At 63.9% G+C, this 13,571-nt stretch carries 9 protein-coding genes; 2 read left to right on the top strand and 7 right to left on the bottom strand.

Going from position 1 to position 13,571, the window contains the following annotated elements; all coding sequences use genetic code 11:
- Window positions 1-7: 7 nt before the first annotated feature.
- The 3 genes from aceE to aspA form a co-directional block, all read right to left on the bottom strand.
- Entirely contained in the window at window positions 8-2,695 is a 2,688-nt protein-coding gene (aceE, locus tag J8I82_RS31655) for a pyruvate dehydrogenase (acetyl-transferring), homodimeric type (RefSeq protein ID WP_209763537.1), read from the bottom strand.
- 263 nt (window positions 2,696-2,958) lie between these two features.
- The gene (locus J8I82_RS31650; protein WP_209763536.1) at window positions 2,959-4,251 is read right to left on the bottom strand and encodes a dicarboxylate/amino acid:cation symporter; all 1,293 of its coding nucleotides are present in this window, start codon (window positions 4,249-4,251) and stop codon (window positions 2,959-2,961) included.
- A 110-nt stretch (window positions 4,252-4,361) separates the two neighbouring features.
- Complete coding sequence (aspA, locus tag J8I82_RS31645) at window positions 4,362-5,789, bottom strand: aspartate ammonia-lyase (protein ID WP_209763601.1); 1,428 nt, start codon at window positions 5,787-5,789, stop codon at window positions 4,362-4,364.
- 337 nt (window positions 5,790-6,126) lie between these two features.
- On the opposite strand from aspA, the gene J8I82_RS31640 reads away from it, so the two are divergent.
- A complete protein-coding gene (locus tag J8I82_RS31640) occupies window positions 6,127-7,080 on the top strand; it encodes a LysR substrate-binding domain-containing protein (RefSeq protein ID WP_209763535.1) in 954 nt (317 codons plus the stop codon).
- A 62-nt stretch (window positions 7,081-7,142) separates the two neighbouring features.
- Here J8I82_RS31640 and J8I82_RS31635 read toward each other — a convergent pair whose 3' ends face one another.
- From J8I82_RS31635 to J8I82_RS31620, 4 genes are all read right to left on the bottom strand, one after another.
- Window positions 7,143-8,264 carry an asparaginase gene (locus J8I82_RS31635; protein WP_209763534.1) on the bottom strand — a complete coding sequence of 374 codons (1,122 nt, stop codon included), beginning with the start codon at window positions 8,262-8,264 and terminating at the stop codon, window positions 7,143-7,145.
- A gap of 118 nt (window positions 8,265-8,382) precedes the next feature.
- Window positions 8,383-8,706, bottom strand: coding sequence for a glycine zipper domain-containing protein (locus J8I82_RS39425; protein ID WP_336620920.1), 324 nt, complete (start codon window positions 8,704-8,706; stop codon window positions 8,383-8,385).
- Window positions 8,707-8,848: 142 nt separating this feature from the next.
- The gene (locus J8I82_RS31625) at window positions 8,849-10,300 is read right to left on the bottom strand and encodes an NAD-dependent succinate-semialdehyde dehydrogenase (RefSeq protein ID WP_209763532.1); all 1,452 of its coding nucleotides are present in this window, start codon (window positions 10,298-10,300) and stop codon (window positions 8,849-8,851) included.
- Window positions 10,301-10,310: 10 nt separating this feature from the next.
- Entirely contained in the window at window positions 10,311-11,585 is a 1,275-nt protein-coding gene (locus tag J8I82_RS31620; protein ID WP_245180342.1) for a 4-aminobutyrate--2-oxoglutarate transaminase, read from the bottom strand.
- 146 nt (window positions 11,586-11,731) lie between these two features.
- Here J8I82_RS31620 and pdxR point away from each other — a divergent pair, with 146 nt between their 5' ends.
- The gene (gene pdxR / locus J8I82_RS31615) at window positions 11,732-13,219 is read left to right on the top strand and encodes a MocR-like pyridoxine biosynthesis transcription factor PdxR (protein WP_209763528.1); all 1,488 of its coding nucleotides are present in this window, start codon (window positions 11,732-11,734) and stop codon (window positions 13,217-13,219) included.
- Window positions 13,220-13,571 lie beyond the last annotated feature (352 nt).

Here is a 13,571-nt window from a genome sequence, read left to right as displayed (position 1 = left end):
TGGCGTCTCAGACCGTCCACGGCGCTGCGCGCTCGGTATCCACCCCATACCTGGCAATGGCCTCGGCCACTACCGACGGCTTGATCGCGCCGTCGTCGCACAGGGCCTTGAGCGCGGCTACGGCCACGTGGTAGCGATCGACCTCGAAGAAGCTGCGCAACTTGGCGCGGTAGTCGCTACGGCCAAAGCCATCGGTGCCCAGCACGACATAGCGCCGTCCGGCCGCCTGCACGTACTCGCGTACCTGGTCGGCGTAGTTGCGCATGTAGTCGGTGGAAGCGATCACGGGGCCCTCGTGGCCTTCCAGACTGGACTCGACCCAACTCTTGCGGCGAGCCTCGGTCGGGTGCAGCAGGTTCCAGCGTTCGGTGGCCATGCCGTCGCGGCGCAGTTCGTTGTAGCTGGTGGCGCTCCAGATGTCGGCCGTGACGTTGTAGTCCGCCTTCAGAAGTTCGGCCGCCGCGATCACTTCGCGCAGGATGGTGCCGCTGCCCATGAGCTGCACGCGTAATCCGCCCTTGCCGCCCTTGCCGCCGTCCTTGAGCTTGTAGAGGCCCTTGAGAATGCCCGCCTCGGCGGCGGGGCCCGCTTCCGCGAGGCCCGGGTGCGGGTAGTTCTCGTTCATCAGGGTGATGTAGTAATAGACATCCTCCTGGTCCTGGTACATCCGGCGCATGCCGTCGCGCACGATGGTCACGACCTCATAGGCGAAGGTGGGGTCGTAGGAGACGCAGTTGGGGATGGTGCCTGCGATGATGTGGCTATGGCCGTCCTCGTGCTGCAGGCCTTCGCCGTTGAGCGTGGTGCGTCCCGCCGTGCCGCCCAGCAGGAAGCCGCGCGCGCGGATGTCGCCCGCCAGCCAGGCCAGGTCGCCGACCCGCTGGAGCCCGAACATCGAGTAATAGATGTAGAACGGAATCATCGGCACATTGCTCGTGCTGTACGACGTCGCCGCGACAATCCAGCTCGACATCGCGCCGCCCTCGTTGATCCCCTCCTGCAGCACCTGACCGTCCTTGGACTCGCGGTAGTACATGAGCTGGTCGGCATCCTGCGGTTTGTAGAGCTGGCCGACGGAGGAATAGATGCCGAGCTGGCGGAACATGCCCTCCATGCCGAAGGTGCGCGACTCGTCGGGCACGATGGGGACTACGTGCCTGCCGATGGCCTTGTCGCGCACCAGGGTGCCAAGCATCTGCACGAAGGCCATGGTGGTGGAGATCTCGCGCTCGCCGGTGCTGTCCAGCAGGCGCTGGAAGGTGGACAGCGGCGGGATCTCCAGCGCATGAGACTTGCTGCGGCGTGCCGGCAGGTAGCCGCCCAGCGCCGCGCGCCGGGCGCGCAGGTACTGCATCTCGGGGCTGTCGTCGGGCAGCTTGATAAAGGGGATGTCGGCCAGTTGCTCATCGCTGACCGGAATCTGGAAGCGGTCGCGGAAGCCGCGCAACGCATCCAGCGTCATCTTCTTGGCCTGGTGGGCAATCATCTGGCCTTCGCCCGATTCGCCCATACCATAGCCCTTGACCGTCTTGGCCAGGATCAGCGTGGGCTCGCCCGCGTGCCTGACGGCGGCGGCGTAGGCCGCGAACACCTTCTCCGGATCATGGCCACCCCGCGTCAGGCCCCAGATCTCGTCATCGCTCATATCCGCGACCAGCGCCTTGAGTTCTTCATACTTGCCGAAGAAGTGCTCGCGTACATAGGCGCCGCTCTTGCTCTTGAAGTCCTGGTACTCGCCGTCGACGCATTCCTCCATGCGCCGCAGCAGCAGGCCGCTCTTGTCCTTGGCCAGCAGCTTGTCCCAGCCGCCGCCCCAGACCACCTTGATCACATTCCAGCCAGCGCCGCGGAAGACGGATTCCAGCTCCTGGATGATCTTGCCGTTGCCGCGCACGGGGCCGTCCAGGCGCTGCAGGTTGCAGTTGATGACAAAGATCAGGTTATCCAGCCGTTCGCGGCCCGCGAGCGAGATCGCGCCCAGCGATTCGGGTTCATCCATCTCGCCGTCGCCCATGAAGGCCCAGACCTTGCGCGGCGCGGTGTCCGCCAGGCCGCGGCCTTGCAGGTACTTGAGGAAGCGCGCCTGATAGATCGACATCAGCGGCCCCAGGCCCATCGACACGGTGGGGAATTGCCAGAAGTCCGGCATCAACCACGGGTGCGGGTAGGACGACAGGCCGGTACCGCCGGTCTCTTGGCGGTAACCCAGCAATTGCTGTTCCGTGAGTCGCCCCTCGACAAAGGCGCGCGCGTAGATGCCCGGCGCGCTGTGACCCTGGATGTACAGCAGGTCGCCGCCATGGGTGTCCGTGGGCGCGTGCCAGAAGTGGCCGAAGCCGATGTCGTAGAGCGTCGCCGCCGACTGGAAGCTGGCGATGTGGCCACCAAGCTCCGACGATTCCTTGTTGGCGCGAAGGATGATCGCCATTGCGTTCCAGCGGATGATCGAGCGCAGGCGATGCTCGATGGCGCGGTCTCCGGTCGATTGCGCCTGGTCCTCGGGGGCGATGGTGTTGCGGTAGCCCGTGGTCAGCGAGCGCGGCACATAGAGGCCGTCGCGCCGCGCTTCATCGACCAGCGCGTTGACCAGTTGGTTGGCGCGCTCTGTGCCGCGGTGCTGCGTTACCGCTTGCAAGGATTCCACCCACTCGGCGGTCTCGACGGGATCGAGATCGCCCGCTTCTCGTGCGCTCATGCTGTCTCCACTTGTTTGTTTTGAATGGCATCGGTTGATGCTGCGGCAGAGTGATTTAGCAATCGCCGTGCCATTGCCGGGAAGGCTGTGCTCAGATCGCAAGCCGTTGATTGGAAAGGAAAAGGTTTGAATGCCCAGGGCGACCAGTTGGTGATTCCATATTGCGGCGCCCGGATCGTTATGAGATTTCATGCGAGAGCGTCAGGGAATACCCGAGCCCGCGTGGCGCGGCCCTTCCGGGCCAGCGCACGCGGGCGCGGCGGCTAGCCGCCGCGAGGTTGCTGCGCAGGGGCTTCCACGATGTCGTCCGGCTCAGGCAGCTGCGCCGGGCTCAACTCGCCCTCCCATTTGGCGACGACAGCCGTAGCGATGCTGTTGCCAATGACATTGGTAGCGGTGCGCCCCATGTCGAGGAACTGATCGATGCCCAGGATCAGCAGCAGTCCGGCTTCAGGCAGGCCGAACATCGGCAGCGTCGCCGCCACCACTACGATGGAAGCTCGCGGCACACCTGCAATGCCCTTGCTGGTGATCATCAGCACCAGCAGCATGGTGATCTGCTGTGTCAGGCTCAGTTCGATGTTGTACGCCTGCGCGATAAACAGCGCGGCGAAAGCCTGGTACATCATCGAGCCATCGAGGTTGAAGGAATAGCCAAGCGGCAGGACGAAGCCGGTTACCTTGTTGGGGACACCGAACTTCTCCATCTGTTCCATGGTCTTGGGATAGGCCGCCTCGCTGCTGGCGGTCGAGAAAGCAAGGATGGTCGGCTCACGGATCAGCTTGAGCAGCGTGAACACCCGCCCGCCCAGGAACAGGTAGCCCGCCGCGGTCAGCACCAGCCACAGCACCAGCAACCCCAGGTAGAAGCCGCCGATGAACTTGCCGTAGGTGAACAGCACGCCGATACCCTGCACCGTGATCGCCGCGGCAACCGCGGCAAACACGCCGAGCGGGGCAAAGCGCATGACAAAATCAGTGACGCGCAGCATGATCGTCACCAGCTCTTCGATCGACGCCACCAGGTGATGGCCGACCTTACCCTGGAACGAGGCGATGGCGAAGCCGAAGAACAGCGAGAAGACCAGGATCTGGAGGATCTCGTTTTGCGCCATCGCTTCAAACACGCTCTTGGGGAAGACGTGCGTGATGAAGTCCTTCAGGTTCAGCGAGGAGGTCTTGAGGTTGGTCGCCGTGCCCACTTCCGGCAGCGGCAGGTTGAGGGCGTGTCCCGGCTGCAGCAGGTCCACGAAGACCATGCCGAGCAGCAGCGATATGAACGAGGCTGTGATAAACCAGCCCAGTGCCTTGATGCCGATACGTCCCACGGCACCGGCATCCTTCATGCCGGCGATACCCGCCACCAGGGTGCCGAATACCAGCGGTGCGATGATCATTTTGATCATGCGCAGGAAGATGTCGGTAACGATCGAGAAATAGCCGGCAATCTCCTTCGCCTTCGCCGGGTCGGGCGCGAGGGTGTTGCACAGATAGCCGGTAACGATGCCCAGGACCATGGCGAGCATGATCGTGCTGGTCAGCTTGTTTGCCTTCATGATGCGTTGTCTCCAGCGATTGCGGACAGATGCCTGGTCTGGCCGTCGATTTGGCAGCAGGCGCTTCCGCGCGGCCTGCATCAGCCGTGCGGAGCGCGCCGTCTCCCGGCTCAGCGGGCGTGTGCGGCCTGGCTTAGCGGTGCAGGCTGCGTCAGGACTTCGGGGCGAAGGATCCGGTCAAGCTCTTCCCTGGACAGCAGTCCCTTGTGCAGCACGATTTCATAGACGCTGCCGCCAGAGGCGTGCGCCTCCTGAGCGACCGCGGTAGCGTTCGCGTAGCCGATGTAGGGGTTCAGGGCGGTCACGATGCCGATGGAGTTCTCTACCGTCGTCCGCAGGCGTTCTTCATTGGCGGTGATACCGCTGACGCAGCGCTCCGCCAGGGTCAGGCAGCCGTTGCGCAGATGGCTCACGCTCTTGAACAGGCTGTGCGCGATGATCGGCTCGAAGGCGTTGAGCTGCAATTGGCCGGCTTCCGCGGCGAAGCTGACCGTGATGTCATTGCCAATCACCTCGAATGCGATCTGGTTGACCACTTCCGGGATGACGGGGTTGACCTTGCCAGGCATGATGCTCGACCCTGCCTGCATCGGCGGTAAATTGATCTCGCCCAGGCCGGCACGCGGGCCGCTGGAAAGCAGGCGCAGGTCGTTGCAGGTCTTCGACAGCTTGACCGCTACGCGCTTGAGCACGCCTGACAATTGCACGAATGCGCCGCAGTCCTGGGTTGCCTCGATCAGGTTGGGGGCCGTCACCAACGGAATGCCGGTGATTTCCCTGAGCCGTTTCAGGATCAGCGGCGCGTAGTCCGGATGCGCGGTAATACCGGTGCCGATCGCGGTTGCACCCATATTGATTTCGCAGATCAGCAGGGCGGCCTCGCGCAGCCGCTCCTCGTCTTCGCCAAGCATCACGGCATACGTGCTGAACTCCTGGCCCAGCGTCATGGGTACCGCATCCTGCAACTGGGTGCGCCCCATTTTCAGGACGTGCCTGAACTCTTCGGCCTTCTGCTCGAAGGCGCGGCGCAGCACGCCCATGGCGTCCACCAGCCCCAGGATACCGAACCACGTCGCGATCTTCAGCGCGGACGGGTAGACGTCGTTGGTGCTCTGTCCGATATTGACCTGCTCGTTCGGGTGCAGGAACTGGTACTGGCCTTTCTCGTGCCCCATCAATTCCAGCGCGCGATTGGCGATGACCTCGTTTGCATTCATGTTGGTCGAGGTCCCGGCACCGCCCTGGATCACGTCGACCACGAATTGCTCGTGCAGTTTGCCGCCAACTAGTTCAGCACACGCCATGACGATGGCGTCGCAGCGCTCCTCGTCGAGCAGGCCAAGCTCATGGTTGGCTAGCGCGGCGCCCTGCTTGATGTATGCCAGTGCCTTGATCAGCTCCGGGTAGATGGAGATCGGAGTGCCGGTAATCGGGAAGTTCTCCACCGCGCGCAAGGTATGTACACCGTAGTAGGCTTCGGCTGGGACGTCGCGATCGCCCAGGAGATCATGTTCGGTTCTGAAGGGTCCTGCGGCCATCGATGTGCTCCTCGTTTGCTTAGTGGTGGACTTGATGAGAGGAGACCAGCTTATGCATAGCCATGACGACATACGAACTTCATGCAAATTTGTCATGGCATGCGCCGAGATGCGCATGCTGCAGCGGGAGAGACGCGAGAGATAGGAACTTGCGCTTGCAGAGCGAGCCTGGTCGGCGGAGCTGAATTGAAGGTGTTGTGATTTTGGAATAAAGGGCCGCGAATTTTTCATCGAGACATAGGACTACTATCGGGGTTCCACCGATTCGCGCGGCCGAGCGTTTCCGTATGATGAGGCTCAGACCCTCCGTCGCAACCTGATCCCGAGTAGTTCCATCATGGAAATCAAGTGGCTTGAAGACTTTCTGTGCCTCGCTGAAACGCGCAGCTTTTCACGTGCCGCTGGCGATCGCCATATCACTCAGTCGGCGCTCAGCCGGCGCATCATGGCACTGGAGGAGTGGCTCGGCATCAGCCTCGTCGATCGGAGTGTGCATCCGGCAACGCTCACGACCGCCGGGTGGTTGTTCCGCCGCCTGGCCGCGGACTTGTTACGTGATGCCTACGCGGCACGCGCCTTGCTCAGTAACCGGCAGCCGCTGGGCGAGAAAGACAAGGTCATCCGCTTTTCGGTGGCGCACACGCTGGTGTTCAACTTCTTCCCGACCTGGCTCAAATCGCTGCATGAGCGCTTCGGCATGCTGACCGCCTGCGTGCATGCCGTGAATGTCCCGGAGGGCGTCCAGCAACTGGTGGACGATGACTGTGACATTCTGCTGGGCTACCACCATCAGCATCTGCCGATCCTGCTGGACCCGAACGGCTATCCGTTTCTGATGCTGGGCGTGGAGCGGATCCTGCCGTTCTCCGCGCCGGACCAGCATGGCGAACCGATTTTCCGCCTGCCGGGCACCAGTGCGAAGCCGCTGCCTTTCATGGCGTATTCGTCGGGTGCGTTCCTTGGTAACGTGGTCGAAATGATATTGCTCAATGCACCGGAACCGTACGCGCTGCGGCGCTGCTTCGAGACGCACATGTCCGAAGCGCTGAAAGCCATGGTCGTGGCCGGCCATGGCGTGGGCTGGCTGCCCGAGAGTTGCGTCACCGACGAACTGAGTGCGGGCACGCTGGTGATAGCGGGTCCCGCCGCCTGGGCCACAAGCCTGGACATTCGCCTGTACCGCTCGGCAGCCAGCCCCAAACTGCTGGTCGATGAACTGTGGGCCTATCTCAGCCGTATAGCCGACCCGAAGCTGCTGGCGTCCGCGAAGCTCGCGGAGTCCGGGCGCTGAGCGTGCTTGCCCGCGACGCGGGCAAGCGCGGCAGAAGCGGCAGCAGCAACAGGCTGCCAGCTTCAGTATTTCCAGAAGATCTTCTGCAGTTCCTTGTTGTCACTGGTGCTGGTCAGTGCCAGCGCCATCAGGATACGGGCCTTCTGCGCGATCTGGTCATCGGTGACCAGCCAGCCGAATTTGTCGTCCGGCTGTTCGGCATTGCGGACCACCACGCCACCGCCGGTGCGCGAGGCGCGCACGATCTGGACGCCCTTTGCGCGCGCCGCCTTGAGCGGCTCGACCATGTAGTCGCCCACGCTGCCGTTGCCAGTGGCGGCATAGACGATCGCCCTGGCGCCGTGCCTCACTGCCGCCTCGACGCTGGCTGGATTGACGTTGCCGTAGGCGTACACCACGGCGACCTCGGGCAGCTTGTCGATCTTGTCGATGTCCCATTCGGTCTGCATGGTATGCGGACGCGCCGGCAGGCGGAAGAACAACGTACGGCCTTCCACCACGTAGCCCAGCGGGCCAAACGGGGATTGGAAGGTCTCGACCTTGAAGGTGTTGGCCTTCGTGACGTCGCGACCGGTGTGGATTTCGTCGTTCAGCACCACCAGGGTTCCCTTGCCTCTGGACTCGGGACTGGAAGCCACCAGCACGGCATCGTACAGATTGAGCGCTCCGTCGGCACCCAGCGCGGTGCCGGGGCGCATCGAGCCAACTACCACCACCGGCTTGTCGCTCTTCAGCGTGAGGTTGAGGAAGTATGCGGTTTCCTCGATGGTGTCGGTGCCGTGGGTGATCACGACGCCGTCCACGTCGGGCTGCTTCAGCAGCGCGGACACGTGCTTGCCGAGCTTGAGCAGGCGCTCGTTGTTGAAGCTCTCTGAGCCTATCTGGAATACCTGTTCGCCCTTGACGTTAGCCACCCTGGAGATTTCGGGCACCGAGGCGATGATCTTGTCGACCGGCACCACGGCGGACTGGTAGGCGGCGGTATTGGTGGCGGCGGCTCCGGCTCCGGCAATGGTGCCACCAGTGCCGACAATGACGATATTGGCCTTGCGCGCGTGGCTGGCGATGCCAGGTTGTTCCGGTGTAGCGGTGCCGGGGGAAAGCTGGGCATGGGCCGCGCCGGTGGTCAGGCTGGCGGCAAGCAGCAGGGTGTTGAGCAGGGTGACGCGGGGGAAGCGGTTCATGGTCGTTCTCGTGGTTCAGGCAGCAGGCAAGGCGTGACCCGGACTGCCGGAAGCACGGCAGCCTGCGGTCCTGGTTGCTCGGCGGGTGTGCCAATGGCAACGCGCAAGGCGCGCGCGCTTATCGCTTGTCGATCAGCCAGCCGATCAGTACGCCGGCAGCGGCGGCAACGCCGATTGCTGTCCATGGGCGTTCATGCACATAGTCATCCGCAGCGCGGACCGTGTGGCGGCTCCGTTCCACGACGACGTACTGCACGTCTGCGACCTTCTTCTTCGCCTTCTTCAGGCGTTCCTCCAGCTTCCCCGGCGAAGCCGGGGCCGGCTCGCCGGCGGCATTGGCGGGGGGAACCATAAGGCTGTCAATTTCGCGCAGGGCGCCACCAGAATTCGACATGAATTTCTCCTCGTTGAACTGCGTAAAAGCTTGACTCGTTCCGGTCAAGTGGGGATGCCTGACTAGCTTAAGGAACATGCGGAGTCCCCGGAAGGACCAATCCGGAATAGTTGATGGAACCGCCTTGGCGCTCGGCAAGGGCGGGCGCATGCGGTTCCTGGAGCCGTTGCATGCGGCCGCGCCGGTGTGGTCAGTCCAGGTCCAGGCAGAGGTATTTCATTTCGAGGTACTCGTCGATGCCATACCGCGACCCTTCGCGCCCGAGCCCGGATTGCTTGACGCCGCCGAACGGCGCCACCTCGTTCGAGATCAGCCCGGTATTGATGCCGACCATGCCGTATTCCAGCGCCTCGGCCACGCGCCATACCTTGCCGATGTTCCTGGAAAAAAAGTACGCGGCGAGGCCGGATTCGGTGTCATTGGCCATGGCAATGACGTCTTGCTCGTCCCTGAAGTGGAACAGCGGGGCAAGCGGGCCGAAGGTTTCCTCGCGCGCGACACGCATGGCAGCGGTGGCGTGGGCCAGCACCGTGGGCTCGAAGAAGGTGCCGCCAAGCGCATGGCGGCGGCCACCGGTCAGTACGCGTGCGCCATGCAGGAGCGCATCGGCAATATGGCTTTCCACCTTGGCGACGGCTTCGCCATCGATCAGGGGGCCTTGCGTGACCCCGCTGTCGATGCCATGGCCCGCCTTCAACGCGCCAACGGCCTGCACCAGCCGGCTCGCAACCTCGTCATAGACAGCATCATGGACATAGATGCGATTGGCGCATACGCAGGTCTGGCCGCTGTTGCGGAACTTGGACGCCATGATGCCGTCGACCGCGCGGTCGAGGTCGGCGTCTTCAAACACGATCAGCGGTGCGTTGCCGCCGAGCTCCAGCGACAGCTTCTTGACCGTGCCGGCGCATTGCGCCATCAGCAGCTTGCCGATGGCGGTCGAGCCGGTGAAACTCAGCTTGCGCACCACCGGGCTTGCACACAGCACGTTGCCGATCTCGATCGGATCGCCGGTGACCACCTGCAAGACACCGTGCGGCACGCCGGCTTGCTCGGCCAGTGCGGCCAGCGCCAGCGCGGTCAGCGGCGTCTGCTCGGCCGGTTTCACGATCATCGTGCATCCCGCCGCCAGCGCCGGACCGGCCTTGCGGGTGATCATCGCCGCCGGAAAGTTCCAGGGCGTGATCGCGGCGCAGACGCCGACCGGCTGGCGCAGCACGAGCAGCTTCTGGCTGGGGCGCGGGCTCGACAGCACATCGCCGTCGACGCGCTTGGCCTCTTCGCCGAACCATTCGAGGAAGGACGCCGCGTAGGCGACTTCGCCGCGCGCTTCAGCCAGCGGCTTGCCTTGCTCTGCGGTCATCAACTGCGCCAGGTCCTCCTGGTGGGCCAGCACCAGGTCGGCCCAGCGGCGCAGCACCGCGGCGCGCGCCTTGCCGGTCAGGTCGCGCCAGGACGGCAGGGCACGTTCCGCGGCTGCCACGGCCTGCTCGGTCTCGGCAGCGCCGCAGGCGGGCACGGTGCCGATGACCTCTTGCGTGGCGGGGTTATGTACGGACAGCACGGCACCGTTCGCGGCTTGTGTCCATTCGCCGTCGATCAGGCAGGCATTGCGCAGCAGCGGGGGGTGTTGGAATCGCATGATCTTTCCCTCAGTCGGTCAGGCCATCCAGCACCTGGGTCAGCACCGCGAGCGCCGCATCGAACTGGGCTTGCGGGATGGTTAGCGGGTAGAGGAAGCGGATCGTGTTGCCATACGTGCCACAGGTCAGCAGGATCAGCCCGGCGGCAAGGGCGCGCTGCTGCACCCGTTTGGCGATCTCCGCGCTCGGCTCGCCGGTTTCGGGATCCTGGAACTCCACCGCGATCATCGATCCGGTGCCGCGGATGTCGGCGATTGCCGGGCAGTTTTCGGCCGCCTGATCCAGCACTGACTTCAGCTGATTGCCCAGCTCGGTGGCGCGCTCGCACAGCCGCTCTTCTTCGATTACATCGATCACCGCGTGTGCTGCCGCTACCGCCAGCGGGTTGCCCGCGTAGGTGCCGCCCAGCCCGCCCGGCAGCGCTGCATCCATGACCTCGGCACGCCCGCACACCGCCGAGAGCGGCATGCCGCCGGCGAGGCTCTTGGCCATGGTGAGGAGATCGGGCTGCACGGCGTAGTGCGACATGGCAAACAGCCTGCCGGTGCGGGCGAATCCGGTCTGCACTTCGTCGGCGATCAGCAGGATGCCATGCCGATCGCACAGCGAGCGCAGCCTTTGCATAAAGCCTGCCGGCGCCGGGTGGAAGCCGCCTTCGCCCTGGATGGGCTCGATGATGATGGCGGCCACCCGCTGCGGGTCCACGTCCGTCTTGAACAGGGACTCCAGCGCCTGCATCGCCTGATCGGCACTCACGCCGTGCAGTTCGCACGGAAACGGAGCGTGATACACGTCCGCAGGGAAGGGGCCAAAGCCGACCTTGTACGGCGCGACCTTGCCGGTCAGCGCCATGCCGAGGAGGGTGCGGCCATGGAAAGCGCCGGAGAAGGCAATCACGCCAGCGCGCCCGGTATGTGCGCGGGCGATCTTGATGGCGTTCTCGACGGCCTCGGCACCGGTGGTAAACAGCGCGGTTTTCTTCAGGCCGTCGATGGGCGCCAGCGCATTGATGCGCTCGGCAAGGATGACGTAGCTCTCGTATGGCACGATCTGGTAGGCCGTGTGCGTGAAGCGCTGGAGCTGCGCAGCCACCGCCTGTATCACGCGCGGATGGCGGTGGCCGGTGTTAAGCACGGCAATGCCGCAGGCAAAGTCAATGTATTCGCGGCCTTCCACGTCCCAGAGCGTGGCGTTCTCGGCGCGCTCTGCATAGAAGTCGCACATCACAGCGACGCCGCGCGGCGTGGCAAGGGCGCGGCGCTGGTTCAGTTCGAGGTTCTTCAAGTGCTCTCTCCGTGATTCTTGTATGGGCCCGGCTGGCATGCCCGCCGGATTGGTACACCGCGCTGCCCGAACGCGACGGCGAGGTGCATTTCATCGCGCTTTGGCACTACAATCCAGTACCGCATTTACAAAATTGATGGTGCCAATTGAGATCCATTTGTGGAGACTTGCTGCTTCAACGCCTGGGGCCGGCGGGCCCGGCAGGGCTGGCGAGGCCAATTAACCGCAGTCTTTATGAGTGCATCCGCGCGGCCATCCTCGATGGCACGCTGTCGCCGCAGACCCGCCTGCCGCCATCCCGTGACCTTGCGGCCGAGTTGGGGCTATCGCGCAATACGGTGATGTTTGCGTATGAGCAGTTGCTGGCCGAGGGTTATGTCCACGCCCGCACCGGCAGCGGTACCTTTGTCGCCGCCACCGCGCCGGAGGCCTATCTCAACGCCAAGGCAGCCGAGGCAAAGAGCGCGCGGGCGCAGGCGATGCCGGGCCTGTCGCCGCGCGGTGCCGAATTGCTGGCGAACGCATCGGCATCACCGTCGCAGTGGGGTGCTTTCATGCCCGGCGTGCCGGACGTGACGCGCTTCCCGCGCCAGCGCTATGCCCAGATTGCGGCCCGCCTGTGGCGCAATCCGGCCCCCGCGTGGCTCAGCTATTGCCATGGCGGAGGCCTTCCGGCGTTGCGCGAGGCCGTGGTCGCGCATTTGCGCGTGGCGCGCTCCGTGCAATGCGATGCCACGCAGGTATTGATCACCGAGGGCATACATCAGGCCATCGACCTGGTGGTCAGGTTGCTGGGAATGCCTGGCGAACAGGCATGGGTGGAGGAGCCCAGCTATTGGGGAATTCGCGGCCTGCTGCAGATGAGCGGCATTCACATGGTGCCGGTGCCGGTCGACGAGGAAGGACTGACGATCCCCGCCGAGCGCCCCGGCGGGCCATGTCCGGCACCTAAGTTTATTTTCGTGACGCCGTCGCACCAGTACCCGCTCGGTGCCGTGATGAGCCTGAACCGGCGGAGGGCCCTGCTTGAGTACGCCCGCAGCCACGGCAGCTGGATTGTCGAAGACGACTATGACAGCGAGTTCCGGTTTTCCGGGCAACCGATCCCGTCATTGCAGGGCATGCAGACGGATGCACCGGTGATCTACATCGGTACGTTCAGCAAGACGCTGTTTCCAGGCCTGCGCATGGGCTACATGGTATTGCCAGGTGCTCTGGCCCATTCCTTCCAGACAGCGCATTCCGAGCTGTACCGCGCCGGCCACCTGATGACGCAAGCCACCGTAGCAGAGTTCATGCAGGCGGGCGACTATGCTGCCCATATCCGCCGGATGCGTCTGCTGTATGGCCGCCGCCGCGCGATCCTCGCGGCCCTGATAGTGCGATATCTAGGCGCGGACGCATTGCACCGGTACGGTAGCAACGCCGGCTTGCACTTGGTGCTGTGTCTGCCGGATGATGCGGATGATGTTGCTATTGCCGAGAAGGCCAGCTCCCTCGGCGTCCTGGTCAGGCCATTGTCGCGCTATTTCCTTGGCAAGCGCGTGCAACGCGGGCTCCTGCTGGGCTACGCCGGCGTGCCTGAGGAGGAGATCGGGCCCGCGTTCGAGATACTGCTTGGGTGTATACGGTAGTGATGCCGCCCGGTGCAAAGTATCCGACTTTCGCTGTGACGCCTGAACGGGAACCGCATGCGGTGATCGATACCTGGATGTAGGCTCGGGAGTCGAAGGGCGCCAACGGCAACCGCAGCGGGATTAAGCTTAAAGTGTACGCAGAATTGAAGGGTAGCGATTGTGCAGTCGGTTGGCCATCGATATCTCAGGCCAGTCAGCAATGGCGGTGGCACTTTTACTTTTTTACACTTCACGGTGGGCGACGGAACTGCCGGGGGTAGAAGACTGCTAATCCTTGTGCGCGGTTCTCAGCGCTCGCAAGATCGCCACCTCCGCGCCCGGTGCGAGCAGCATGTCCTTCGACAGCACG

This window comes from Cupriavidus consociatus (assembly GCF_017814975.1).
Classification (GTDB): domain Bacteria; phylum Pseudomonadota; class Gammaproteobacteria; order Burkholderiales; family Burkholderiaceae; genus Cupriavidus; species Cupriavidus consociatus.
This window is presented reverse-complemented; position numbering and strand designations above follow the sequence as displayed.

Excerpts from the sequence above, each read along its gene's own strand:
- aceE (WP_209763537.1), bottom strand. The coding sequence starts at position 2,695 with ATGAGCGCACGAGAAGCGGGCGATCTCGATCCCGTCGAGACCGCCGAG.
- J8I82_RS31650 (WP_209763536.1), bottom strand. The coding sequence starts at position 4,251 with ATGAAGGCAAACAAGCTGACCAGCACGATCATGCTCGCCATGGTCCTG.
- aspA (WP_209763601.1), bottom strand. The coding sequence starts at position 5,789 with ATGGCCGCAGGACCCTTCAGAACCGAACATGATCTCCTGGGCGATCGC.
- J8I82_RS31640 (WP_209763535.1), top strand. The coding sequence starts at position 6,127 with ATGGAAATCAAGTGGCTTGAAGACTTTCTGTGCCTCGCTGAAACGCGC.
- J8I82_RS31635 (WP_209763534.1), bottom strand. The coding sequence starts at position 8,264 with ATGAACCGCTTCCCCCGCGTCACCCTGCTCAACACCCTGCTGCTTGCC.
- J8I82_RS31625 (WP_209763532.1), bottom strand. The coding sequence starts at position 10,300 with ATGCGATTCCAACACCCCCCGCTGCTGCGCAATGCCTGCCTGATCGAC.